This is a genomic window from Streptomyces sp. P9-A2, from assembly GCF_036634175.1.
GTDB classification, from domain to species: Bacteria; Actinomycetota; Actinomycetes; order Streptomycetales; family Streptomycetaceae; genus Streptomyces; species Streptomyces pratens.
The window spans coordinates 3288468-3313831 of record NZ_JAZIFX010000001.1 but is presented as its reverse complement, the minus strand read 5'-3'; the positions used below and the strand labels follow the sequence as shown (position 1 = coordinate 3313831).

Here is a 25364-nt window from a genome sequence, read left to right as displayed (position 1 = left end):
TGCCGGGCCGCCGGAACCGAGCAGCGTTTCCTACGGGACCGTAACCTACGGCATCGTAAGTATGGCAGTGCGCGGCCCGGCGGCAAGAGCCCACGAACTCGCGCTTCCCGGCCGACACCTATCCTGGGAACCGGTCGGACAGCGCGGTCCGCTCTGAGTACCTACTTCCCGGATACCCGGCCCGTATGCGGCGCCCAGCCGCCCACAGACGCCGTCCGGGCCCTCCAGACCAGCTTCCACACTGCAAGGAGCCGCACCTGTGAGCAGTGCCGACGACCAGGCCGTGTCCACGGCTACCACGAGCAGCGAACTACGGGCCGACATCCGCCGGCTGGGTGATCTCCTCGGAGAGACCCTCGTCCGCCAGGACGGCCCCGAACTCCTCGACCTCGTCGAAAAGGTCCGCCGACTCACCCGCGAGGACGGCGAGGCCGCGGCCGAACTGCTGCGCGGCACCGAACTCGAGACCGCCGCCAAACTGGTCCGCGCCTTCTCCACCTACTTCCACCTGGCGAACGTCACCGAACAGGTGCACCGCGGCCGTGAGCTCCGCGCCCACCGCGCCGCAGAAGGCGGACTGCTCGCCCGCACCGCCGACCGCCTCAAGGACGCCGACCCCGAGCACCTGCGCGAAACCGTGCGGCACCTCAACGTCCGCCCGGTCTTCACCGCGCACCCCACCGAGGCCGCCCGCCGCTCCGTCCTCAACAAGCTGCGCCGCATCGCCGCCCTCCTCGACACCCCCGTCATCGAGAGCGATCGGCGCCGCCTCGACACCCGCCTCGCCGAGAACATCGACCTCGTCTGGCAGACCGACGAACTGCGCGTCGTACGCCCCGAACCCGCCGACGAGGCCCGCAACGCCATCTACTACCTCGACGAGCTGCACGCGGGCGCCGTCGGCGACGTCCTCGAGGACCTCACCGCCGAACTCGAACGCGTCGGCGTCACCCTCCCCGACGACACCCGCCCCCTCACCTTCGGCACCTGGATCGGCGGCGACCGCGACGGCAACCCCAACGTCACCCCCCAGGTGACCTGGGACGTCCTCATCCTCCAGCACGAACACGGCATCAACGACGCCCTGGAGATGATCGACGAACTCCGCGGATTCCTCTCCAACTCCATCCGCTACGCCGGCGCCACCGAGGAGCTCCTGAGCTCCCTGAAGGCCGACCTGGACGCCCTCCCCGAGATCAGCCCCCGCTACAAGCGCCTCAACGCCGAGGAGCCCTACCGGCTCAAGGCCACCTGCATCCGGCAGAAGCTCGAGAACACCAAGCAGCGCCTCGCCCAGGACACCCCCCACCAGAAGGGCCGCGACTACCTCGGCACCGGCGAACTCCTCGCCGACCTGCGGATCATCCAGAGCTCCCTGCGCGAGCACCGCGGCGCCCTCTTCGCCGACGGCCGCCTCGCCCGCACCATCCGCACCCTCGCCGCCTTCGGCCTCCAGCTCGCCACCATGGACGTACGCGAACACGCCGACGCCCACCACCACGCCCTCGGCCAGCTGTTCGACCGGCTCGGCGAGGAATCCTGGCGCTACACCGACATGCCCCGCGACTACCGCACCAAGCTTCTCGCCAAGGAACTCCGCTCGCGCAGGCCCCTCGCCCCCACCCCCGCACCCGTCGACGCGGCCGGCGAGAAGACCCTCGGCGTCTTCCAGACCGTCAAGCGGGCCCTGGAGATCTTCGGCCCCGAGGTCATCGAGTCCTACGTCATCTCCATGTGCCAGGGCGCCGACGACGTCTTCGCCGCCACCGTCCTCGCGCGGGAGGCCGGGCTGATCGACCTGCACGCCGGCTGGGCGAAGATCGGCATCGTCCCGCTGCTGGAGACGACGGACGAACTGAAGGCCGCCGACACCATCCTCGAGGACATGCTCTCCGACCCGTCCTACCGGCGCCTCGTCGCGCTGCGGGACGACGTCCAGGAAGTCATGCTCGGCTACTCCGACTCCTCCAAGTTCGGCGGCATCACCACCAGCCAGTGGGAGATCCACCGCGCCCAGCGCCGACTGCGCGACGTCGCCCACCGCTACGGCGTACGCCTGCGCCTCTTCCACGGCCGCGGCGGCACCGTCGGCCGCGGCGGCGGCCCCACCCACGACGCCATCCTCGCCCAGCCCTGGGGCACCCTCGAAGGCGAGATCAAGGTCACCGAACAGGGCGAGGTCATCTCCGACAAGTACCTCATCCCCGCCCTGGCCAGGGAAAACCTCGAACTCTCCGTCGCCGCCACCCTCCAGGCGTCCGCCCTGCACACCGCACCCCGCCAGTCCGACGAGGCCCTGGCCCGCTGGGACGCCGCCATGGACGTCGTCTCCGACGCCGCCCACGACGCCTACCGCCGGCTCGTCGAGGACCCCGACCTCCCCGCCTACTTCTTCGCCTCCACCCCCGTCGACCAGCTCGCCGACCTGCACCTCGGCTCCCGCCCCTCCCGCAGGCCCGACTCCGGCGCCGGCCTCGACGGACTGCGCGCCATCCCCTGGGTGTTCGGCTGGACCCAGTCCCGCCAGATCGTCCCCGGCTGGTACGGCGTCGGCTCCGGCCTCAAGGCCCTGCGCAAGAGCGGCCTCGACACCGTGCTCGACGAGATGCACGAACAGTGGCACTTCTTCCGCAACTTCATCTCCAACGTCGAGATGACCCTCGCCAAGACCGACCTCAGAATCGCCCAGCACTACGTCGACACCCTTGTCCCCGACGAGCTCAAGCACGTCTTCGACGCGATCAGGGCCGAGCACGAACTCACCGTCGCCGAAGTGCTCCGCGTCACCGGCGAGCCCGGCCTCCTGGACGCCGACCCGGTCCTCAAGCAGACCTTCACCATCCGCGACGCCTACCTCGACCCCATCTCCTACCTCCAGGTCGCCCTGCTCAAGCGCCAGCGCGACGCCGCCACCGCCGGCGACCAGCCCGACCCGCTGCTCGCCCGAGCCCTCCTCCTCACCGTCAACGGAGTCGCGGCGGGCCTGCGCAACACCGGCTGACCAACACGCCCTAGAAGCCGCCCACGACAAAGGGTGCCCCCCGGCCGTACTCCGGCCCGGGGGGCACCCTTCGTCGTTCCGCACCACAACCGCGGGGGTCCTGCCTCACACCACCAGGAACGCCGCCGTCACCAGCGCCACCCCCGACAACCCCATCACCCACGCCATCCGCGTCCGCAGCAGCCCGCCCGCCACCACCACCGACGCCAGCATCAACGCCCCGCCCATCGGCACCCACGCGTAGAGAATCCCGGCGGGACCGGAACGGACCCCCTCGGCCCCGCCCGGCTTCATGACGACGGTGTACGTCCGCCCCTTCGTCACGGCCGCGTTGTTCTCCAGCACGACCTCCGCCCGCGGCTGCGACCCGGGCGACACCGGCGTGTACGCCCCCGTGCAGGCGTGCTCAGCACAGGACGTCACCGCGACCGAGCCCCGCTCCCGCCCCTTCGTCAGCATCACGTACTGCGCCGTGCCCCACGACGCCCACACACCCGCGATCAGGATCAGCACGGTGACCGCGCCCATCGCCGTGAACCGGCCGAAGCACAGAGCGGCTGACGAACCCCGGGAGGACGAGACGGCTGAGGGCATGGCCGAGATCCTTGGCCATGCCCTTGCGGTCGGTCAACTCTGTGAGGGATCCACACCCACTCGAAAGACGTACGCACCTCAGGAGCCGGCTACGCACTCAGGGGCCGGCTGCACACTCAGGGCCGGCTGCACACCCAGGAGCCGGGAGCCCTCGAGCCGTGCACCCCTCAGGAGTTGTACGTCCCCTGCGCCCGCTCCAGACCGTCGATCACCAGACACTCCACCGCGTCCGCCGCCCGGTCCACGCAATAGTCCAGCTCTTTGCGCTCCGCCGACGAGAAGTCCCGCAGCACGTAGTCCGCCACCTGCATCCGCCCCGGCGGCCGCCCGATCCCGAACCGCACCCGGTGATAGTCCGGACCGAACGCCTTCGTCATCGACTTCAGCCCGTTGTGGCCGTTGTCCCCGCCCCCCAGCTTCAGCCGCAGCGTCCCGTAGTCGATGTCCAGCTCGTCATGGACCGCCACCACCTGCGCCACCGGAACCTTGTAGAACTCCCGCAGCGCGTTCACCGGCCCGCCCGACAGATTCATGAACGACGTCGGCTTCGCCAGAATCACCCGTCGGCCGGCCGGACCCGGCGGCCCGATCCGCCCCTCCACCACCTGCGCCTGAGCCTTCCCGGCCCGCTTGAACCGGCCCGAGATCCGCTCCGCCAGCAGGTCCGCCACCATGAACCCCACGTTGTGCCGGTTCCCGGCGTACTCCGGCCCCGGATTGCCCAGCCCCACGATCAGCCAGACAGCCGCCGCATCGGTCGTCACGTCCCTGTCTCCTTCGTCCACGTCCACGTCCCGTGCTCGTCCCCGTACACACGTCGGCCGCTGCCCCCGCACGGGAACAGCGGCCGACGCGTAGGAAGACTACGAGAAGGATCAGGCCTGGGCGGCCTCGTCCTCGGCACCCTCCGCGGCCTCCTCGGCCTGCGCGGCCAGCACCTGCAGCACCACGGTGTCCTCGTCCACCGCCAGCTTCGCACCGGCCGGCAGCACCAGGTCCTTGGCGAGAATCGTGGCGCCGGCCGACAGGCCCTGCACCGAGACGCTCACGCCGTCCGGGATGTTCGTCGCCTCGGCCTCGATCGGCAGCGTCGGAATGACGTGCTCCAGCAGGTTGCCGCCCGGAGCCAGTTCACCCTCGGCGGTCACGTGGATCTCGACGGTGACCCGCTCGCCCCGCTTCACCATCAGCAGGTCGACGTGCTCCAGGAAACCCTTGATCGCGTCACGCTGCACGGCCTTCGGGATCGCCAGCTGGCTGCCCTCACCGTCGATGACCAGATCGATCAGCACGTTCGGCGTACGCAGCGCCAGCAGCAGCTCGTGGCCCGGCAGCGTCAGGTGCAGCGGCTCGATACCGTGCTCGTACACCACACCCGGAACCTTGCCGTCGCGACGGATACGACGCGCCGCGCCCTTGCCGAACTCACTGCGCGTCTCCGCGTGAATCTTCACCTCGGACATGCTCACCACTCCTCGAAGTCAGAAACCGTTGGGGATACCCCCCGCTCCATGGAGCTTGGGGAAAGTCACCCGGCCACGAACGGCCTGCTACGAAGAGCGCGTCGATAACGGACCGCCGTACTCCACCCCTCACGGAGCGGTACGGCCTCCCTCGCCGAGCAACTGGAGCAGTCTACTCGGACAGGGAGGCCGTACCCAAAACGATCAGCCGGGACGCAGGGAGAACCCGGAGCAGAACCCTTACTGCTCGTCGAACAGGCTCGTCACCGAACCGTCCTCGAACACCTCACGCACCGCACTCGCGATCGTCGGCGCGATCGACAGCACCGTGATCTTGTCCAGACCGGGGCTGAGTTCACCCGGAGTCGGCAGCGTGTCCGTGAACACGAACTCACTCACCCGCGAGTTCTTCAGCCGGTCCGCCGCCGGACCCGACAGCACACCGTGCGTCGCCGTCACGATCACGTCCTCCGCACCGTGCGCGAACAACGCGTCCGCCGCGGCGCAGATCGTGCCACCCGTGTCGATCATGTCGTCGACCAGGACGCACACACGGCCCTTCACCTCGCCGACCACCTCGTGGACCGTGACCCGATTCGCCACGTCCTTGTCCCGCCGCTTGTGCACGATCGCCAGCGGCGCGCCCAGCCGGTCGCACCAACGGTCCGCCACCCGCACCCGGCCCGCGTCCGGCGACACCACCGTCAGCTTCTCCCGGTCCACCTTCGCACCCACGTAGTCCGCCAGCAGCGGCAGCGCGAACAGGTGGTCCACCGGGCCGTCGAAGAAACCCTGGATCTGGTCGGTGTGCAGATCCACCGTCAGCACCCGGGTCGCACCCGCGGTCTTCATCAGATCCGCGATCAGACGCGCCGAAATCGGTTCACGCCCCCGGTGCTTCTTGTCCTGCCGCGCGTAACCGTAGAACGGCACGATGACAGTGATCGACCTCGCCGACGCGCGCTTCAACGCGTCGATCATGATCAGCTGCTCCATGATCCACTTGTTGATCGGCGCAGTGTGGCTCTGGATGAGGAAACAGTCGGCACCTCGGGCCGACTCCTCGTACCGCACGTAGATCTCGCCGTTGGCGAAGTCGAAGGCCTTGGTCGGAACGACCCCCACACCCAGCAGGTGGGCGACCTCCTCGGCAAGCTCGGGGTGGGCCCGGCCGGAGAAGAACATCATCTTCTTCTGGCCGGTCGTCTTGATCCCGGTCACAGCACTATCTCCTCAGAGGTGTCGCAGAAACTCGCGGCTCGAAGGCGGGAGACCTCTCAGAAGGCATACGAGAGGTCATCTCACCTGACGGGATGCGGATGTGCACTTATCACGATACGACGACTCTGGCGCACCGCTTTCCGGTCAACCCTCCTCGGCCGACCCCCGGACAGCCTCCTCCGCGGCCTTCGCGGCAGCACTCCCCGGACGCTTACGAGCCACCCAGCCCTCGATATTCCGCTGCTGCCCCCGGGCCACAGCCAACGAACCGGGCGGCACATCCTTCGTGATCACAGAACCGGCAGCGGTGTAGGCGCCGTCCCCGACCGTGACAGGCGCCACAAACATGTTGTCCGAACCCGTCCGGCAGTGCGACCCGACCGACGTGTGATGTTTGTCCTGTCCGTCGTAATTCACGAACACACTCGCCGCACCGATGTTCGAGAAATCGCCGATCGTCGCATCCCCCACATACGACAGATGCGGAACCTTCGACCCCTCGCCGATCGACGCGTTCTTCGTCTCCACGTACGTGCCGATCTTGCCCTTGCGCCCCAGCCGCGTCCCCGGACGCAGATACGCGTACGGCCCCACGGTGGCCTCCGGCCCGATCTCGGCACCCACCGACACCGTGTTGTCCACCCGCGCCCCGGCACCCACCCGGGTATCCGTCAGCCGCGCGTTCGGACCCACCGCACAGCCCTCGGCCAGATGCGTCGACCCGTGCAACTGCGTCCCCGGATGCACCACCACGTCCTGCTCGAACGTCACCGAGACGTCCACCCACGTCGTGGCGGGATCGATCACGGTCACCCCGGAGAGCATGGCGGCGGTCAGCAACCGGTCGTTGAGAATCCGCCTGGCCTGAGACAACTGCACCCGGTTGTTGATCCCCGCGATCTCCCGGTGGTCGACTGCCACCGACGCACCCACCCGGTGCCCCGCCTCACGCAGGATGCCGAGGACATCGGTGAGGTACTCCTCACCCTGACTGTTGTCCGTCCGCACCCGCTTCAGCGCGTCCGCCAGCAACCGGCCGTCGAACGCGAACACACCCGAATTGATCTCCCGGACCGCGCGCTGCTCCTCGGTCGCGTCCTTGTGCTCCACGATCGCGGTGACGGCTCCGGAGGCCTCGTCGCGCACGATCCGCCCGTACCCCGTCGCGTCCGGCACCTCGGCCGTCAGCACCGTCACCGCATTGCCGTCGGCGGAGTGCGTGGCCGAAAGCCGGCGCAGTGTCTCACCGGTCAGCAGCGGGGTGTCACCACAGACCACGACCACGGTCCCGTCCACGGAACCGCCCAGCTCCTCCAGCCCCATCCGCACCGCGTGCCCGGTGCCGTTCTGCTCCGCCTGCACCGCGGTACGGGCGTCGGGGGCGATGCCGGCGAGGTGCGCGGCCACCTGCTCGCGGGCGTGCCCCACCACGACGACCAGGTTCTCCGGCTCCAGCTCACCGGAGGCGGCCAGCACATGACCCACCAGGGAACGGCCACAGAGGTCGTGCAGGACCTTCGGGGTGGCCGACTTCATACGGGTGCCCTCACCCGCTGCGAGAACGACGACGGCTGCCGGGCGATTGGCGCTCACAAGGATGCCCTTCGGCTGTAAGGGGGGAGGGGACATCCGCAGGATACCGGGGTGGTGGTGGGGGGGCATGAGTGCGGGCCCCGACCTGAAGGTCGGGGCCCGTTGGCAGCTCCGCCGCTAGGACTCGAACCTAGACCGAACACCTCCAAAGGGTGCCGTGCTGCCAATTACACTACGGCGGATCGCTGCATCAGACCTTACCGGAGCCCGGCGAGCTGCCAAGGACGATTCCGTTCCACCAGCCCTCGATCCGTCGGTACAGATCCGCGCTCTGCAGGACGCTGATCACCAAGCAACCGCGATAGTGCTCGCCCACGTTCTTACGGACCGTCTTGGGATTGTGCTTCTTGAGCGTCGTCTTACCGAAGCGGGCAGTGCTCGTGCCCACGAGAGTTGCCCAGTACTGCTCGGCAGCTGCCACATCGGCGGACTCGTGGATCATCAAGCGGAAGCGCAGACGCTCTCGTTCCACCTGGAGCAGGTCGAGCCAGGCGAGGAACACTTTGATCATGTCGGGGTCGCTGTTGACGAAGAGGACGAACTCGCGGCGGCTGTAGACCTTGTCCTTCGCCCCCTCGGCCCAGTAGAGCCCTACACCGAGCAGGAAGAGCTCCCGGTCCGTGAGAGGTCCGATCTCCTGCCGCGCACTCGCCTTGGTCTGTTCGCGCACGGCATCCCGCATCGCCAGCTCGTGTTCCCACCTCTTCTGCGCCGCGAGCTTTGCCTGCTCCGACGGATCCCGCTGTTCCGGCTTCGGAAGGTCCCTCACCCACAGTGAGATCGAACCCTTGGAACAGCCCAGCTCCACCTGGATCCGGTCGTAGGTCCAGCCCTGGAGTCGGAGTTCTCTCGCCCTGTCCCTCAGGTCGTCCTTGGCGTTCGGGCGCTTCGTCCACTCGGGGGCCGGCTCGCCCTGCAGGAGGCGGTTGAGGATGTCGTTGTTGTCGACGTGGAGGCGGTCGCGGATCTGGCGTCGGCTCAGCCCCGCCCGCCGCAGCGCCACCGCCTGTTCCCGCAGTCCGTCGAAGTCGGCGTATTTGCCTGGTGCGTGTGTCACATGTATACGGTCCGGGCGGAATGCCTGCTTCCGGAGTCGAACGGTGTGCGGTTCAGCAGTTCGAGGGATTTCGGGGCGTATCGCGGCTGAGGGGTCACGGAACGTGGTGGGGGTCGGTCGGGGAAACTCCCCGGAAAACCGGCACCGGGCGCCCGTAGGCTGGGAGGCATGACCACGACGGGGGAAGACCATGTGACGGCCCGTGGCGGGCCGTGGTGGTGGGACAGGCGCCGCAGTGCGGTGCTGGATGTGGGCCTTGCGGTGGTGTCCGCGCTGGAGTGCGGGCTGGAGGGGATTCCGTTCGCGCGGGACGCGGGGATCCCGGTGGCCGCGGGTGTGGTGTTCGGGGTGCTGGCGGGTTCGGTGCTGCTGGTGCGGCGGCACTGGCCGATCGCCGTGGTGCTGGTGGTGATCGCGATCACACCGGCCCAGATGGGTTTCCTGATGGGCCTGGTGGGTCTGTACACGCTGGCGGCGTCGGAGTTGCCGCGCCGGATCATCGCGTCGCTGGCGGGGATGTCGTTGGTGGGGACGTTCATCGTGACGTTGGTGCGGGTGCGGCAGGACATGGTGCGGGGGGAGTTGGACCTGGGGGACTGGTTCCTTCCGTTCGCGTCGGTCACGACGTCGTTGGGGCTCACCGCGCCGCCGGTGCTGCTGGGGCTGTACGTGGGGGCGCGGCGGCGGTTGATGGAGAGTCTGCGGGAGCGGGCGGACAGTCTGGAGCGGGAGCTCCAGTTGCTGGCCGAGCGGGCCGAGGAGCGGGCCGAGTGGGCGCGGGGTGAGGAGCGGACGCGGATCGCGCGGGAGATGCATGACGTGGTCGCGCATCGGGTGAGTCTGATGGTGGTGCACGCGGCGGCGTTGCAGGCGGTGGCGCGGAAGGACCCGGAGAAGGCGGTGAAGAACGCCGCGCTGGTGGGGGACATGGGCCGGCAGGCGTTGACGGAGCTGCGGGAGATGCTCGGGGTGCTGCGGTCCGGTGGGGACGGCGCGGGGCGGGGCGCGGGGGCGTCGGTGCCGTTGGCGGCGGTGGGTGCGGCGGCTGCCGCGGCGGCGTCGCGGGCGGTGGACGAGGCTCGGGGGGCCGGGGGCGAGGGGCCGAGCCTGTCGGAGATCGATGAGCTGGTGGGGCAGTCGGCGGCTGCGGGGATGGTGGTGGTGTTGTCGGTGGAGGGGGAGGACCGGCCGTACGCGGTGGAGGTGGAGGCGACGGCGTACCGGGTGGTGCAGGAGGCGCTGACGAATGTGCACAAGCACGCGCCGGGGGCGAAGGCGTATGTGCGGCTGGCGCATCGGGTGTCGGAGATCGCGATGCAGGTGGAGAACGAGCCGCCGCCGGAGGCCGGGGCGTCGGCGCGGTTGCCGTCGGGTGGGAACGGGCTGGTGGGGATGAAGGAGCGGGTGTCGGCGCTGGGTGGGGTGTTCGTGTCGGGGCCGACGGATGCGGGGGGTTTCCGGGTGTCGGCGGTGATTCCGGCGTCGTAGGCGTAGGGGGTGTCGGGGGCGGGGTGGTGGGCAGGGCGGCCGGAGGGCGTGGTGTCCGGTGGCGCCTGCGGCCCGGTGCCTGGTATCCGGTGTCCGGCCGGGTGTCCGGTGTGTGGCGTCCGGCGTGTGGTGTCCGGTGTGCGGTCAGCCCACGGTGAGGCGGGCGGGTTCGGTGCCGGTGATGAGGGCGGTGAGGCCCTGGTCGATGTGGTGGCCGAGGTACCAGTCGCCGGTGTGGTCGAGGGCGTAGACGCGGCCTTCGGTGTCGATGGCGACGAGGGTGCGGGTGTCGGGGTCGGCGCCGAGGGGGCAGACGTCGGTGTCGAGGGCGCGGCCGAGGTCGCCGAGGGTGCGGGCCAGGTGGAGGCCGTGGAGGGGGTCGAGGTGGAGGGTGGCGGGGGCGAGTTGGCGACCGGGGGTGGTGGGGGTGATGTGGAGTCCGCCGAATTCGGCCCAGGCCTCGACGGCGGCGGGGAAGACGGTGTGGCGGTGTCCTGCGGGTGAGGTGTGGTCGCGCAGGGTGTCGGCCCAGACTTCGGCCTGTTTGATGTCCCAGCGTCCCGGTTGCCAGCCGGCGGTGCGCAGGGCGGCGGCGACGGGCTCGGGGAAGCGGTGTGAGGTTCCCCCTGGCTCGGGTGGGGCCGGGTGGCTGGGAGAGGGGGTGCGGTCGGTGCGCATCTGCCGTTCGTTCGTCGTGGTGGTGCGGCCGGTGGAGGGTGAGGGGGTGGCCGGCCGGGTGGTGGTCGGGGGCGGGTGGGCGTCAGGGGTCGGTACGGGTGGGGTGTACGGAATCGCTCACCGGTTCGGGGTTGTCCGGGGTCATCCGGGGTTGACGATGCGGACGCCGAAATGGGTGGCGAGGGTGGTGCAGGCGCGGCAGGGTGCGGCGTAGGTGCCGTGGAGGGGGTCGCCGTCCTCGCGGATGTGTCGGGCGGTGAGTTTGGTGTGTTTGAGCGCTTTGCGTGCTTCGCCGTTGGTCATGGGTTTGCGTGCGGCGCGTTTGCTGCGTGTGGCGTCGGCGGTGGTGAGGTGCCGGGAGATGAGGATCGTCTCGGCGCAGCGGCCGGTGAAGCGGTCGCGTTGGCCGCTGGTGAGGGTGTCGAGGAGGTCCTGGACGAGGGGGTGCAGGTCGGGTGGTGTGTCGCCGCGGGCGGCGGTGCCGGTGAGGGTGGCGCCGCGGACGGAGAGGGCGGCGGCGATGGTGGGCAGGATGCCGTCGCGGCGGTGGCGGAGGAGGGGGGTGCGGGCGGTGTCGGTGCTGCTCCAGCCGATGCGGGGGTCGCCGGTGCGGGGGTCGGCGGCGTGACCTGCCGGCGCCCCTGTTTGAGTCATGTTCATGATCGCATTCCCCTCCTGTGCATCCCCCGGAAGGTCACAGGGTGCCAAATGGCGTGGCTGATGGGGAAGCTGGGGCGCGGCGACACGCCCAGGTTTGGGCGTGCTGTCACGGGAGGGTGACGTTTGGTCACGGAACCGGAGGGGCGAGCGGCCGGTGGCCGGTGACCGCTGCCGTCGTACCGCATAGGCTGTTGGTGTCGCGATTCCTGCGGTGATCCGTGCGAACGGCGTGCGGGGCGTCGGCGGGAAGGGCGGCGGTAAGCAGTCGAAACAGACGTGACAGTCGAATACGTTCCGTAACGACCCGATGGTGGTCGGTGCGGGCCGTCCAGAGTGCCGCAGGGGGCAACCGCCATGACGACAGGTCGGCTCGGGCAGAGAGCCGTGCCGCCGAATGCGGCCTATTCCGGGCAGGTCGTGCACTTCCCGGATCCGGTGCGGGCGGCCCGTCACCCGAGAGGGGTACGGGTGGACGAGCGCGGTTACCCCGATTTCTCGCCGTACGCGCGTGCGGCGGTGGAGATCGCGGAGCCGCCGGAGGGATTCGGTGTCGACGAGCTGCGGCTGACGGACTACGTGTCGGCGAACGCGGCGCTCGCGGCGACCGGTCATGAGCTGTGGGGCACGGTGCCGGCGGTGGCGACGCCGCACGGCTGGACGTGGCATCACGCGGTGGCGTCGCGGCGGCTGGAGCTGGTGCCGGTCGAGGTGAAGGCACTGCTGCGGCACCACGGTGGTGTGGTGACGTCGGGCGTGGATCAGGAGAAGCGGGGCACGCGGCCGCTGCAGGAGACGCGCCCGGCGCATTTCCGGCTGCCGAAGTCGGGGCCGGCGGTGAGCGAGGCCCAGGTGCTGAACGTCGAGGAGGATCTCGGCTACCGGCTGCCCGGCGCGTACCGGTCGTTCCTGAAGGCGGCGGGCGGTTGCGCGCCGGTGGGTACGGCGCTGGACGCCGAACTGGGCCTGCTGATCGACCAGCCGTTCTTCACGGTGCGGGACGAGGCCGCGGTCAACGACCTGGTGTACGTCAACAAGTGTCTGCGTGATCACCTCACCAAGGACTATCTGGGCGTCGGTTTCGTCCAGGGCGGTCTGCTGGCGGTGAAGGTGCGGGGCGACCGGACGGGTTCGGTGTGGTTCTGCGCCTACGACGACGCGCGGGACGTGGATCCGTCGTGGCCGCCGGCGGAGCGGGTGGAGCGGCTGCTGCTGCCGTGCGGGGACGACTTCGACGCGTTCCTGGCCCGTCTGGCGGGGTCGCCGCCGGAGCTGGAGACGGTGGCGAATCTGATGGTGGACGGCGGCTTCGCGCAGGTCGTTCCGGTTGTTGCGGGGGAGTGAGGTCCGGCGATGGTGACGTTCGCGCAGGCGCAGGAGCGTGCGGAGGAGTGGGTCAACGGGGATGTGCCGTCGTATCAGCACCGTGAGGTGCGGGTACGGGAGTTCGGCCTCGGCTTCGTGGTGTGGGCGGAGGACCGCGCGGACGGGCCCCGTTCGGACGGCGGCGCGCAGCGGCTGGTGATCGCCCGGGACAGTGGCGAGGCGACGCTGTGGCCCGCCCTGCCGGTGGGCGAGGTGATCCGCCGGTACGAGGAGGAGTACGCCCGTACGGACGCGGCGGCCGAACCGGCGCCGGCGGCTCCGGCGCGGGTGGATCTGAATCAGACGTCGTTCCTGCTGAGTCCGCCGGAGTGGTTGCAGGAGGCGGCGGACCGGCTGGGGATTCCGGACCGGCGCGGGGAGACGTCGGGCGGTTCGGCGGGTACGGCCGGTTCGGTGGGTGCGTCCAGTGCGTCCAGTGCGTCCAGTGCGTCCAGTGCGTCCGGCGGCTCCGGTGCGGGTGATTCCGGGGCCCCGGTGCCGGGCGCGCCGGGTGCGCCGGTGGCGCCCGGGAGTGGTACTGCCTGGCCTGCTGCCGGGGGTGACTCCCCGGCGGGGGCCGGCGCGGGCACTCCGGGTGGACCGGACGGGGCGACACCGTGGGCCGGTACGGACACGAACGCCGACGCCGGCGAGGACGGTTCGGTGCCGCTTCCGGTCACCGTTTTCGCTCCGCCGCTGAGCCAGTCCGACGACGACACGCCGCCTCCACCGGTATCGGCTTCGAACGCTCCGACGGCGCTGATGTCGGGGGGCAGCCGGCTGCCGCCGACGGCGCTGACACCGGCGTTCCCGGACGCGGACGCGCCGCGGACTCCGCATGGTGCGCCGGGCGGGCCGCAGACCCCGGCGGCATTGAGCGCCGCGGACATCGCCGATGCCGCGACCAGCAAGGCGGCTCCGCCGCGCCGCCCCTCGGGCCCGACGACGCCTCCTCCGCCCGGTGCCCCGGGTACGCCGGGCGTGCGCCCGGGGAGTGCGCCGCCGCCTCCGTCGTCGCCCCCGTCGGGCCCCGGCGGGCAGGGCGCTCCGGCGGGCGGGTACGTACCGACGCAGATGATGTCGTCCCCGGGGTCCAACGGCATCGGCGGTTTCGACAGCCCGGCAGGCCCGGGAGGTTCGACGGGCGGCCCGCCCCCGCCCGGTGCCCCGACGCCTCCGCCCGGCGCTCCGCCCGCGCCGGGTACACCGCCCGGTGGTGTCCATCACGCACAGACGATGTTCGCCGGCCCCGGCCGGCCGGGTGCCGGTGCGCCCCAGCCTCCGGGCCCGCCCGGTGCACCTGGTGTCCCCGGTGCCCCGGGGACTCCGGCTGCCCCTGGTATTCCCGGTATTTCCGGTGCTCCCGGTGCTCCCGGTGCTCCCGGTGCTCCGGCGGGCGGGCGGGGCACCGTGCATCACGCGGAGACCGTGCTGGGGGGCCCCGCGATCGGGGGGCCCGGTGTGCCGCCGCCGCCGGCGGCCCCCGGTGGCCCGGGTGTGCCTCCGCTTCCCGGACCACCCGGGATGCCCGGCGGGATGCCGGGTGCGGTGCCGCCGGGCGTACCCGGGCTCGGCGTACCCGGGCTCGGCGGACCGTCGGCGTACGGCTATCCGCCGCAGCCGGTCGGGCAGCCGACGGTCGGCCCCGGCTATCAGGCCGTGCTGCGCTACCGCGCGCAGGACGGTTCCGAGCAGCAGTTGATCCGGCGTTCGGCGCCGGGCACGCCGCACCCGGAGTGGCAGATCTTCCACGAGCTGCGTGCGATGAACGTGCCGCCGGACCAGGTGCTGGAACTGCACACGGAGTTGGAGTCGTGCGAGCTTCCGGGTGCGTACTGTGCGCGGATGATCCGGGAGCAGTGGCCGCAGGCACGGATCACGAACATCGCGCCGTACGGCACCGATCAGGCAAGCCGTCAGCAGGGAATGCAGCAACTGCTCCTTCATCAGGGTGAGTTGCATCAGGTGGCGGACGGGCCGGCCCGCCCGGCGCCGGTGCGCGCGCCGCTGACGCCGGTGCATCCGGTTCCGCCGGTTCCGCCGGAGGTCATCGGGCAGGAGCTGGCGGGGGCGTTCGGGACGGGGGTGTTCCGGTTCGAGCAGCAGGCGGTGTCCCGGCAGGGTGTGCCGCCGGTCGTGGCGCACACGCTGGTGGTCGCCGGACTGCCGCTGGACATGGGTCCGTTCTTCTGGGCGCAGGCCCAGCCGGGGCGTCCGGTGCCGACGCTGGCGGAGCTGGCCGCGGAGCGGGGTGTGCAGCCGGCCTTGGACGCGGGCTCGTACCTCGTCATGGGCAGCGACTTCGGCAAGGCGGTCTGTGTGCAGTACGGCACGGCGAACATCGTCGCGGTGCCGGTGGAGGCGGGGCCGGGGGGGGTGCCGGTACCGCCGCAGTTCGTGAACACGGGGCTGCCGGAGTTCGCCCGCTGCCTGGCGTTGCTGGGGCGGATGTGGCGGCTGAGGTTCGGGTTGAACCAGGAGCAGGCGGGCCGCTGGACCGTCGACTTCCAGATGCAGCTGGCGGCGCTGGATCCCGCGGCGCTCGGTTCGCCGGAGAGCTGGTGGTCGGTGCTGCTGGAGCAGATGTGGGACGGACTGCTGTGAGTACCCGCCGCCGTTGACGCGGACGCTCACGCGGAGGTGAGGAGCCGGGCCCGGTCGGACAGATGTGTCCCGGCCGGGCCCGACCGCGCGTCGGGGGCCGACGCCGTGTCAGGGCGCGAGCCGGCGGCGGATGCGGCGCGCTCCCGGGCGGTTGCCGACGGTGGTGTTCGCCACGTGGACGAAGGCGTCGCGGGTGAGGACGGTCATCGAGGCCGGGTTGTCCAGGGTGGTGACCGGCCCCGCACTTGACCCTCACGCGGCGGGAGGGTGGAAGCTGACCGGGACCTCAGGACGAGGCGACCCTGAGAAGTGCTCCGCCTGACGGTGGAGAGCCCTTAGGGGTACCTCCGTACTACGGCTCGGGGAGGGCTCGTACTGGCGGAGGACGAGAAGGGGCGGGGTCGGTCCTTAACCTGGCTTTACGCCGCTGGGGGGCGGCGGAACACACCATCGGGGGTGGGGTTTTCCCCAGGAGAAGACTGCGCTGGACACCAGGGCGCTCGGCCTTCCCCGCCGCCAGACTTCATCACGTCGAACGAACGCGCACGAAGCGGCCACCGGGTATGGAGGCGGTCGCACGGGCACCGCTTTCCCATCTGCTGACCGACATAGGAGACTTACCGTGACATCGGCTGTGACCATTCCCCAGCACGAAGGAACTGGTGGGCGTACGGCCGTTGCCGCGCGGGCGCGGCAGGTCGTGAAGGCGTACGGGTCCGGTGAGACCCGCGTCGTCGCCCTGGACCACGTCGACGTGGACATCGCCCGCGGCCGGTTCACCGCGATCATGGGCCCGTCGGGGTCCGGCAAGTCCACGCTGATGCACTGCCTGGCCGGGCTCGACACCGTCACCGGCGGGCAGATCTACCTGGACGAGACCGAGATCACCGGGCTGAAGGACAAGAAGCTCACGCGGCTGCGCCGGGACCGGATCGGGTTCATCTTCCAGGCGTTCAACCTGCTGCCGACGCTCAACGCCATCGAGAACATCACGCTTCCCATGGACATCGCCGGCCGTAAGCCGGACCAGCCGTGGCTGGACCGGGTGGTGGAGACCGTCGGCCTGTCCGACCGGCTGAAGCACCGGCCCACCCAGCTGTCCGGCGGGCAGCAGCAGCGCGTCGCCGTGGCGCGGGCGCTGGCGGCCCGGCCGGAGATCATCTTCGGTGACGAGCCGACCGGAAACCTCGACTCGCGCGCGGGTGCCGAGGTGCTCGGCTTCCTGCGCCGCTCGGTCGACGAGCTGGGCCAGACCATCGTGATGGTCACGCACGACCCGGTCGCCGCCTCCTACGCGGACCGGGTGCTGTACCTCGCGGACGGCCGCATCGTCGACGAGATGCACAAGCCGACGGCCGAGCAGGTCCTGGACCGCATGAAGGACTTCGACGCCCGGGGGCGTACGTCATGACCGTGCTGAAGACCTCGATGCGCAACTTCTTCGCGCACAAGGGGCGGATGGCGCTGTCGGCGGTGGCGGTGCTGCTGTCGGTGGCGTTCGTGTGCGGGACGCTCGTGTTCACGGACACGATGTCCACGACGTTCGACAAGCTGTTCGCGGCCACGGCGTCGGACGTCACGGTCAGCGCCAAGGACGCTTCCGACGGCGGCGAGACCACCTCCGACAACGGCAAGCCGCCGACCGTACCGGCCTCCGTACTCGCCGAGGTGCGGGACGTGGAGGGCGTGAAGTCGGCGGAGGGGGCGCTGCACTCCACCTCGCTGACCGTCGTCGACGCCGACAAGGAGAGCCTCTCGCCCACCAGCGGCGGGCCGACCATCGTCGGCAACTGGACCGCCAACGACGCCCGCACCATGAAGATCACCTCCGGTGCGGAGCCCCAGGGCCCCGACCAGATCCTCGTCGACGCCGACACCGCCGACAAGCACGGCCTGGAGCTCGGTGACGAGATCGGCGTGATCAGCGTGGTCGGCACGCACACCGCGAAGATCTCCGGCATCGCCGACTGGTCCGTCACCAACCCCGGTGCCGCGATCTTCTTCCTGGACACGAAGACCGCCCAGCAGGCCCTCCTCGGTGAGAGCGGCGTCTTCACCAACGTCAACGCCACGGCCGCCGACGGCGTCAGTGACGCACAGCTGAAGAAGAACGTCACGGCCGCTCTGGGCGGCGACTACAAGGTGCTGACCGCGGAGGAGAGCGCGGAGGCCGGGCAGCAGGACGTCGAGGGCTTCATGAGCGTCATGAAGTACGCGATGCTCGGCTTCGCCGGGATCGCGTTCCTCGTCGGCATCTTCCTGATCATCAACACGTTCTCCATGCTGGTCGCCCAGCGCACCCGGGAGATCGGCCTGATGCGGGCCATCGGCTCCTCCCGCAAGCAGGTCAACCGCTCGGTGCTGATCGAGGCGCTGCTCCTCGGCGTCGTCGGTTCGGTGCTCGGGGTGGCCGCGGGTGTCGGGCTCGCGGTCGGGCTGATGAAGCTCATGGGCTCGATCGGCATGGAACTGTCCACGGACGACCTCACGGTCGCCTGGACGACTCCGGCGATCGGACTGTTCCTCGGTGTCGTCGTCACCGTCCTGGCCGCCTACCTGCCCGCGCGGCGGGCCGGGAAGATCTCCCCGATGGCCGCGCTGCGCGACGCGGGTGCGCCCGCGGACGCCAGGGCCGGCTGGATCCGGGGCGGCATCGGCACGCTCCTGACCGCGGCCGGCGCGTTCGCGCTGTACCTCACCTCGGTGGCGGACAAGGCCACGGAGGGCTCGATGTGGCTGGGCCTGGGTGTGGTGCTGTCGCTGGTCGGGTTCGTGCTCATCGGCCCGCTGCTCGCGAGCGGTGTGGTCCGGGTCCTGGGCGTCGTCGTGCTGCGGGCCTTCGGTCCCGTGGGGCGGATGGCCGAGCGCAACGCGCTGCGCAACCCGCGCCGCACCGGCGCCACCGGCGCCGCGTTGATGATCGGGCTGGCCCTGGTGGCATGCCTGTCGGTGGTCGGCTCGTCCATGGTGGCCTCCGCCACCGACGAGCTCGACAAGACCGTCGGCACGGACTTCATCATCCAGTCCGACAGCGGTCAGCTGATCACCCCGCAGGCGGTGAAGGCGGTGCGGGACACCCCCGAGCTGGAGCGCGTCACCGAGTACAAGTGGACCGAGGCGGACTTCACCACGCCCGACGGCAAGACGCTCGAGGACACGGCGATCACGGCGGCCGACCCGACGTACGCCACCGACCTGCGGGTCGAGACGGTGCAGGGGAAGCTCTCCGACGCCTACCGGCCCGACTCGATGTCCGTCCACGAGAAGTTCGCCGAGGACCACGGCATCAGCCTCGGATCGACGGTCGACATCGCGTTCAGGGACGGGTCGACCGGCACACTGACCGTCCGGGCGATCACCAGCAGTGACGCCGTGGTCGACGCGGGTGCGATGTACACGTCGATCGACACCCTCGCGAAGTACGTCCCGGCCGACCGGATGCCGCTGGACACGCTGCTCTTCGCCACGGCGAAGGAGGGGCAGCAGGAGGCCGCGTACACGGCGCTGAAGGACTCGCTGCACGACTATCCGCAGTACACCGTGCGCGACCAGACCGACTACAAGGAAGCGCTCAAGGACCAGATCGGCCAGCTGCTGAACATGATCTACGGCCTGCTGGCCCTGGCGATCGTCGTCGCGATCCTGGGCGTGGTGAACACCCTGGCCCTGTCGGTGGTCGAGCGGACGAGGGAGATCGGCCTGATGCGGGCCATCGGCCTCTCCCGCCGCCAGCTGCGCCGCATGATCCGTCTGGAGTCGGTCGTCATCGCCCTCTTCGGTGCCCTGCTGGGTCTGGGACTCGGCATGGGCTGGGGCGCCACCGCCCAGCAGCTCCTCGAGCTGGAGGGCCTGAAGGTCCTCGAGATCCCGTGGCCGACGATCATCGGTGTGTTCATCGGTTCGGCGTTCGTGGGGCTGTTCGCGGCGCTGGTCCCGGCGTTCCGGGCGGGCCGGATGAACGTCCTGAACGCGATCGCCACGGAGTAGCCGCGGCTCCGGGCGGCCGGCGGCGACTTCGCGCGGCCACCCGGCGAAGCGGCCGCGACCGGCCACCGCACACGGGGGTTGCGGGGGAACGCCCGGCGCCGGGAAGCCCAGGAGGGCCACCGGCGCCGGGCGGCTTCGTGTGTGCGGGTGCCGGAGCCGGCCGCAGTCTCCGTGGCGGCGTCCGGCCCGGCCCCGCGCGCCGGTCCTGCCCCGCGCGCCGGTCCTGCCGGCCCCGTAGACCGGGCAGACCAGGCCGCAGGCCGGACCTTTTCAAGGCCCCGGCCGGGCCGGGTCGGTCGCCGGGCACGCCTCGTGCGCGGGGGCCGCTCCGTCCGTGCCGGCGGGAAAGTAGGCGGGGTTGAAGGTCTCCCGTACGAAGATCAGCGGTCCGCCCGCGTGGTACATCACGTACGTCTTGGACGCGCAGGTCCTGTCCGGTGCCTCGGGCCAGGCGGCGTGGCCGACATGCAGCAGACGCCGCTCCAGTCGGCAGCCCCGGCCGGCCAGCGCGTACCCCAGGGGCTGCGGGGCCAGCATCGCCGCGTCCACGTCCGCGTCGCGGCCGGCCGCGGCGACCACGACGTTGGCGGAGACGGGCACCCCGCCGGGGGTGACCAGCCGGGTCCGGCGCAGCAGGCACGGCCGACCCGCCTCAAGCCCCAGTGCGCTCCGGGAGCCGGAGTCGTCGAGGGCGTGCGCGGACAACCGGGCGGTGTGGGTGATCCGGACGTGCAGGGGAGCCTTCGCCGCCGCTTCGAGGAGGACGGTCGTCAGGCCGTCGTTCGCCAGCAGCATGCGTGTGCAGGAAGAGGTGAACTCGGTGATGCGCCGGTCGAGTCCGGGCGAGGGGCCGGGGGGTGGAACGTAAGGAGGGACTGTGGTCATCTGATACGGGGCTTGCTTTCACTGAATGCGGGAGGACTCGACACGGAGCGCAGGGCGGAGCGCAGGAGCGTGACGCAGAGGTGCGGCGCAGAGGTACGGGCACATAGGTGTGACACAGGGGCGGGGGCCTACCGGTCGGCCGCGTGCGGTCTGTGTCCCCACGCCGTCAGCATCGCGATGAACATCTCCCGGGTCTCGGGCCGGCGCACGTGGGCGACGGCCTCGTCCAGCGTCGCCTGGGAGACCCCGTCGGCCAGCAGATGGCTCTCGGACTGCTCGAGGGTGTGCGCGACGAAGGTGGCGAACCCCGGGTTCATCCCGATGATCGGGTGGTGCGCGAGCAGACCGACCTTGGCCAGTCCCAGATCCGTGAGGATCTGCGGATACCGGGAGGCGAAGTGGAGGTCGCTGCCGATCACGTTCGCCATCATGCGGAAGTGCCCCGTCATCACCTCGCGGTAGGCGGGATGGTGGTACTGCTCGGGGTGCAGTGAGACACCGTCGGTGAGCACCAGCAGCCCTCCCGGCCGCACCCAGGACAGCATGCGGGGCAGCAGTTCCTCCCGCTGCCGCAGATGCATCATCAGCAGCCTGGCGTGGACGAGGTCGAACTCGTCCGGAGGGAAGTCGGTGTGGTTGATGTCCGCGTGGACGACATCGAGGTGGGACCGCTTCCGTGCCAGGAACGTGATGTCGCGGTCGACCGCGGTGACCGGCCCGTGGATGGTCCGGCTCAGCCAGGAGCTGACCGTGCCGGTCCCCGCTCCGACGTCGAGGCAGCGCCAGCCGGGTCCGACACCGAGGTCGTGCAGGGTTTGGAAGGAGACAGGGTCCAGGGCCCGGGTGAGTCCGTCCAGGCGTGTCTGTTCGTTGTGGCGTGCCGATGAGAACAGCACGTCTCCGTAACTTTCTGTAGTCACGGTGGTATCAACGACCTACCGGCTGTAGCGACACGGGCGACACGGGCGGTTCGAGGGGAGCTGTCCGTCACCGCCCGCCGCCCGAGGCCGTGCTCCGTCCACCGGCCACGCCGTCCCCGGCCGCCGCCCGGCGGGGCGCGGTGTCCGGGGCGGGGCGTCGTACGCTGGAGACCCCCGGCCCGCGGCGCGTGTCGGGCCTGTCGTGTTGCACACCTCCGGATGGAAGCGCCCCGAATGAGCCTGCACGGTCTGTTGGACGCCGTCGTCAAGGACACCGCCCTCGCGGAAGCGATCTCGGCGGCCACTGACGGCAACCGCATGCACGTCGATCTGGTCGGTCCCTCCGCCGCCCGCCCGTTCGCGGTCGCCGCCCTCGCCCGGGAGACCGGCCGTACGGTGCTGGCCGTGACGGCGACCGGCCGGGAGGCGGAGGACCTGGCGGCGGCCCTGCGCTCCATGCTCCCGCCGGAGGGGATCGTGGAGTACCCCTCCTGGGAGACGCTGCCGCACGAGCGGCTCAGCCCTCGCAGCGACACCGTGGGACGCCGCCTGGCCGTGTTGCGCCGGCTGGCGCACCCCCGCGCGGACGACCCGGAGACGGGCCCGGTGTCGGTCGTCGTCGCGCCCGTACGTTCTGTGCTCCAGCCGCAGGTCAAGGGCCTGGGCGAGCTGGAGCCGGTCGCGCTGCGGACCGGGGGGAGCGCCGACCTGAACGAGACCGTCGAGGCGCTCGCCGCCGCCGCGTACGCGCGCGTGGAACTGGTCGAGAAGCGTGGCGAGTTCGCCGTACGCGGCGGCATCCTCGACGTGTTCCCGCCCACCGAGGAACACCCCCTCCGGGTGGAGTTCTGGGGCGACGACGTCGAGGAGATCCGCTACTTCAAGGTCGCCGACCAGCGGTCCCTGGAGATCGCCGAGCACGGTCTGTGGGCGCCGCCCTGCCGGGAGCTGCTGCTCACCGCGGAGGTACGGGAGCGCGCGCGGGTGCTGGCCGAGCAGCACCCGGAGCTGGGCGAGCTGCTCGGGAAGATCGCCGAGGGGATCGCGGTCGAGGGCATGGAGTCCCTCGCCCCGGTCCTGGTCGACGACATGGAACTGCTGCTCGACGTCCTGCCCGAGGGCAGCATGGGTGTGGTGTGCGACCCGGAGCGGGTGCGGACCCGTGCGGCGGACCTGGTCGCGACCTCGCAGGAGTTCCTGCAGGCGTCCTGGGCGGCCACCGCCCAGGGTGGTGAGGCACCCATCGACGTCGGCGCGGCCTCCCTGCGGTCCCTCGCGGACGTCCGTGAACGGGCCCGCGAGCTGGGGACGATGTGGTGGTCGGTGTCGCCGTTCGCCGCCGACGAGACGTTCGCGTCCGACGACGACGGCGGGGCGGGGGGTCCGGACACCCTCAAGCTCGGCATGCACGCCCCGGAGAGCTACCGGGGCGACACCGCGCGGGCGCTCGCCGACACCAAGGGCTGGCTCGCCGACGGCTGGCGCACGGTGTTCGTCACCGAGGGCCACGGCCCGGCCTCCCGCACCGTGGAGGTGCTCGGCGGCGAGGGCATTCCGGCCCGCCTGGCCGGGGCCGGGGGGAAGGCGGGGACGGGCGACCTCGGTGAGATCGCCCCGTCTCTCGTGCACGTCGCCTGCGGCTGCATCGACCACGGCTTCGTCGACCCCGTGCTCCGGCTCGCGGTGCTCACCGAGACCGACCTGACCGGCCAGAAGGCGTCCGGCCGCGAGGGCGCCCGGATGCCGGCCCGGCGCCGCAAGACCATCGACCCGCTCACCCTGGAGCCGGGCGACCACATCGTCCACGAGCAGCACGGCGTCGGCCGCTACATCGAGATGGTCCAGCGCACGGTGCAGGGCGCGACCCGCGAGTACCTGGTGGTGGAGTACGCCCCCGCCAAGCGCGGCCAGCCCGGCGACCGCCTCTACATCCCCACCGACCAGCTGGAGCAGATCACCAAGTACGTCGGCGGTGAGGCGCCCACCCTGCACCGGCTCGGCGGCGCCGACTGGACCAAGACGAAGGCCCGCGCCAAGAAGGCCGTCAAGGAGATCGCCGCCGACCTGATCAAGCTGTACAGCGCGCGCATGGCGGCCCCCGGGCACGCCTTCGGCGGCGACACGCCCTGGCAGCGCGAGCTGGAGGACGCCTTCCCGTACGTGGAGACGCCCGACCAGCTCACCACCATCGCCGAGGTCAAGGAGGACATGGAGAAGACGGTCCCCATGGACCGGCTGATCTGCGGCGACGTCGGCTACGGCAAGACGGAGATCGCGGTGCGGGCCGCGTTCAAGGCCGTCCAGGACGGCAAGCAGGTCGCCGTCCTCGTCCCCACGACGCTGCTGGTGCAGCAGCACTTCGGCACGTTCGGCGACCGGTACGCGCAGTTCCCGGTGAATGTGCGGGCGCTGTCCCGTTTCCAGACCGACACGGAGGCCAAGGCGGTCCTGGAGGGTCTGAGGGAGGGCTCGGTGGACGTCGTCATCGGCACCCACCGGCTGTTCTCCTCGGAGACGAAGTTCAAGGACCTGGGTCTGGTCATCGTCGACGAGGAGCAGCGGTTCGGCGTCGAGCACAAGGAGCAGCTGAAGAAGCTGCGCGCCAACGTCGACGTGCTGACCATGTCCGCCACCCCGATCCCGCGCACCCTGGAGATGGCGGTCACCGGCATCCGCGAGATGTCGACGATCACCACGCCGCCGGAGGAGCGCCACCCGGTGCTCACCTTCGTCGGCCCCTACGAGGAGAAGCAGATCGGCGCGGCCGTCCGCCGTGAACTGCTGCGCGAGGGGCAGGTCTTCTACATCCACAACCGGGTGGAGTCGATCGACCGCGCGGCGGCCCGGCTGCGCGAGATCGTGCCCGAGGCGCGCATCGCGACCGCCCACGGGCAGATGTCGGAGGCGGCGCTGGAGCAGGTCGTCGTCGACTTCTGGGAGAAGAAGTTCGACGTGCTGGTGTCGACGACGATCGTCGAGTCCGGCATCGACATCTCCAACGCCAACACCCTGATCGTGGAACGCGGCGACAACTTCGGCCTGAGCCAGCTGCACCAGTTGCGCGGCCGGGTCGGCCGCAGCCGGGAGCGCGGTTACGCGTACTTCCTGTACCCGCCGGAGAAGCCGCTGACGGAGACCGCGCACGAGCGGCTCGCGACGATCGCCCAGCACACCGAGATGGGTGCGGGCATGTACGTGGCGATGAAGGACCTGGAGATCCGCGGCGCCGGAAACCTGCTCGGCGGTGAGCAGTCGGGCCACATCGCGGGCGTCGGCTTCGACCTGTACATCCGGATGGTCGGCGAGGCCGTCGCGGACTACCGGCGCCAGCTGGAGACCGGTGAGCTCCAGGAGGAGCCGCCGCTCGAGGTCAGGATCGAGCTGCCCGTCGACGCGCACGTCCCGCACGAGTACGCGCCCGGCGAGCGGCTGCGGCTCCAGGCGTACCGTGCGATCGCCGCCGCCGACAAGGAGGAGGACGTCAAGGCGGTGCGCGAGGAACTCGTCGACCGCTACGGCAAGTTGCCGGAACCGGTGGAGAACCTGCTTCTGGTGGCGGGGCTGCGGATGCTCGCCCGCGCGTGCGGTGTCGGCGAGATCGTCCTGCAGGGCGGCAACATCCGGTTCGCGCCGGTGGAGCTGCGCGAGTCCCAGGAGCTGCGCCTCAAGCGGCTCTACCCCGGCACGGTCATCAAGCCGACCGGGCACCAGGTGCTGGTGCCCCGCCCGAAGACCGCGAAGGTGGGCGGGAAGCCGCTGGTCGGCCGGGAGCTGCTGGCGTGGGTCGGGGAGTTCCTGACGTCGATTTTGGGGTCGTGACCCGGCCGGTCCCGCCGTGCCCGGGGCCGCCC

Annotated in this window: 17 protein-coding genes and 1 tRNA gene; 7 read left to right on the top strand and 11 right to left on the bottom strand. The window is 70.8% G+C overall.

All coding sequences use genetic code 11. The features are described 5' to 3' along the window. Nucleotides 1-259: 259 nt before the first annotated feature. Nucleotides 260-3001: a phosphoenolpyruvate carboxylase gene (gene ppc / locus V4Y04_RS14860; protein WP_332428338.1), complete on the top strand. Its 2742-nt coding sequence runs from the start codon at nucleotides 260-262 to the stop codon at nucleotides 2999-3001. Nucleotides 3002-3106: 105 nt separating this feature from the next. Here ppc and V4Y04_RS14855 read toward each other — a convergent pair whose 3' ends face one another. From V4Y04_RS14855 to V4Y04_RS14825, 7 genes are all read right to left on the bottom strand, one after another. After that, complete coding sequence (locus V4Y04_RS14855) at nucleotides 3107-3595, bottom strand: hypothetical protein (RefSeq protein ID WP_332428336.1); 489 nt, start codon at nucleotides 3593-3595, stop codon at nucleotides 3107-3109. 167 nt (nucleotides 3596-3762) lie between these two features. Next, the gene (gene pth, locus V4Y04_RS14850) at nucleotides 3763-4359 is read right to left on the bottom strand and encodes an aminoacyl-tRNA hydrolase (protein WP_332428334.1); all 597 of its coding nucleotides are present in this window, start codon (nucleotides 4357-4359) and stop codon (nucleotides 3763-3765) included. A gap of 111 nt (nucleotides 4360-4470) precedes the next feature. Continuing rightward, nucleotides 4471-5058 carry a 50S ribosomal protein L25/general stress protein Ctc gene (locus V4Y04_RS14845; RefSeq protein ID WP_332428333.1) on the bottom strand — a complete coding sequence of 196 codons (588 nt, stop codon included), beginning with the start codon at nucleotides 5056-5058 and terminating at the stop codon, nucleotides 4471-4473. A 240-nt stretch (nucleotides 5059-5298) separates the two neighbouring features. After that, the gene (locus V4Y04_RS14840) at nucleotides 5299-6279 is read right to left on the bottom strand and encodes a ribose-phosphate diphosphokinase (protein WP_332428332.1); all 981 of its coding nucleotides are present in this window, start codon (nucleotides 6277-6279) and stop codon (nucleotides 5299-5301) included. Nucleotides 6280-6423: 144 nt separating this feature from the next. Continuing rightward, on the bottom strand, nucleotides 6424-7872 hold the full coding sequence (glmU, locus tag V4Y04_RS14835) for a bifunctional UDP-N-acetylglucosamine diphosphorylase/glucosamine-1-phosphate N-acetyltransferase GlmU (protein ID WP_332428330.1): 1449 nt from the start codon (nucleotides 7870-7872) through the stop codon (nucleotides 6424-6426). Between the two features lie 109 nt (nucleotides 7873-7981). Beyond that, nucleotides 7982-8054, bottom strand: a tRNA-Gln gene (locus tag V4Y04_RS14830). Nucleotides 8055-8062: 8 nt separating this feature from the next. After that, entirely contained in the window at nucleotides 8063-8929 is an 867-nt protein-coding gene (locus tag V4Y04_RS14825) for a hypothetical protein (protein ID WP_332428329.1), read from the bottom strand. 168 nt (nucleotides 8930-9097) lie between these two features. Between V4Y04_RS14825 and V4Y04_RS14820 the strand changes: the two genes are divergently transcribed. Then, on the top strand, nucleotides 9098-10417 hold the full coding sequence (locus V4Y04_RS14820) for a sensor histidine kinase (RefSeq protein WP_332428328.1): 1320 nt from the start codon (nucleotides 9098-9100) through the stop codon (nucleotides 10415-10417). A gap of 144 nt (nucleotides 10418-10561) precedes the next feature. Here V4Y04_RS14820 and V4Y04_RS14815 read toward each other — a convergent pair whose 3' ends face one another. Both V4Y04_RS14815 and V4Y04_RS14810 read right to left on the bottom strand, forming a co-directional pair. After that, nucleotides 10562-11095, bottom strand: a complete 534-nt coding sequence (locus tag V4Y04_RS14815) for an SUKH-3 domain-containing protein (protein WP_332428327.1) — start codon at nucleotides 11093-11095, stop codon at nucleotides 10562-10564. 141 nt (nucleotides 11096-11236) lie between these two features. Then, entirely contained in the window at nucleotides 11237-11755 is a 519-nt protein-coding gene (locus tag V4Y04_RS14810; RefSeq protein WP_332428325.1) for a YwqJ-related putative deaminase, read from the bottom strand. Between the two features lie 354 nt (nucleotides 11756-12109). Between V4Y04_RS14810 and V4Y04_RS14805 the strand changes: the two genes are divergently transcribed. The 4 genes from V4Y04_RS14805 to V4Y04_RS14790 all read left to right on the top strand — a co-directional run bounded on the left by V4Y04_RS14805 (nucleotide 12110) and on the right by V4Y04_RS14790 (nucleotide 19708). Beyond that, nucleotides 12110-13096, top strand: coding sequence for an SMI1/KNR4 family protein (locus tag V4Y04_RS14805; RefSeq protein ID WP_332428323.1), 987 nt, complete (start codon nucleotides 12110-12112; stop codon nucleotides 13094-13096). Nucleotides 13097-13105: 9 nt separating this feature from the next. Then, nucleotides 13106-15721 (top strand): SUKH-4 family immunity protein, encoded by a 2616-nt coding sequence (locus tag V4Y04_RS14800; protein WP_332428321.1) that lies wholly within the window; start codon nucleotides 13106-13108, stop codon nucleotides 15719-15721. 622 nt (nucleotides 15722-16343) lie between these two features. Next, nucleotides 16344-17132 carry an ABC transporter ATP-binding protein gene (locus tag V4Y04_RS14795; protein ID WP_332428320.1) on the top strand — a complete coding sequence of 263 codons (789 nt, stop codon included), beginning with the start codon at nucleotides 16344-16346 and terminating at the stop codon, nucleotides 17130-17132. After that, the gene (locus V4Y04_RS14790) at nucleotides 17129-19708 is read left to right on the top strand and encodes an ABC transporter permease (protein WP_332428319.1); all 2580 of its coding nucleotides are present in this window, start codon (nucleotides 17129-17131) and stop codon (nucleotides 19706-19708) included. The genes V4Y04_RS14795 and V4Y04_RS14790 overlap by 4 nt, the downstream gene beginning before the upstream one ends. Before the next feature lie 270 nt (nucleotides 19709-19978). Here V4Y04_RS14790 and V4Y04_RS14785 read toward each other — a convergent pair whose 3' ends face one another. Together V4Y04_RS14785 and V4Y04_RS14780 are read right to left on the bottom strand one after the other, a co-directional pair. Further along, nucleotides 19979-20503 (bottom strand): hypothetical protein, encoded by a 525-nt coding sequence (locus V4Y04_RS14785; RefSeq protein WP_332428318.1) that lies wholly within the window; start codon nucleotides 20501-20503, stop codon nucleotides 19979-19981. A 218-nt stretch (nucleotides 20504-20721) separates the two neighbouring features. Beyond that, nucleotides 20722-21513, bottom strand: coding sequence for a class I SAM-dependent methyltransferase (locus V4Y04_RS14780; RefSeq protein ID WP_332428316.1), 792 nt, complete (start codon nucleotides 21511-21513; stop codon nucleotides 20722-20724). A 234-nt stretch (nucleotides 21514-21747) separates the two neighbouring features. Here V4Y04_RS14780 and mfd point away from each other — a divergent pair, with 234 nt between their 5' ends. Continuing rightward, the gene (gene mfd / locus V4Y04_RS14775; protein ID WP_332428315.1) at nucleotides 21748-25332 is read left to right on the top strand and encodes a transcription-repair coupling factor; all 3585 of its coding nucleotides are present in this window, start codon (nucleotides 21748-21750) and stop codon (nucleotides 25330-25332) included. Nucleotides 25333-25364 lie beyond the last annotated feature (32 nt).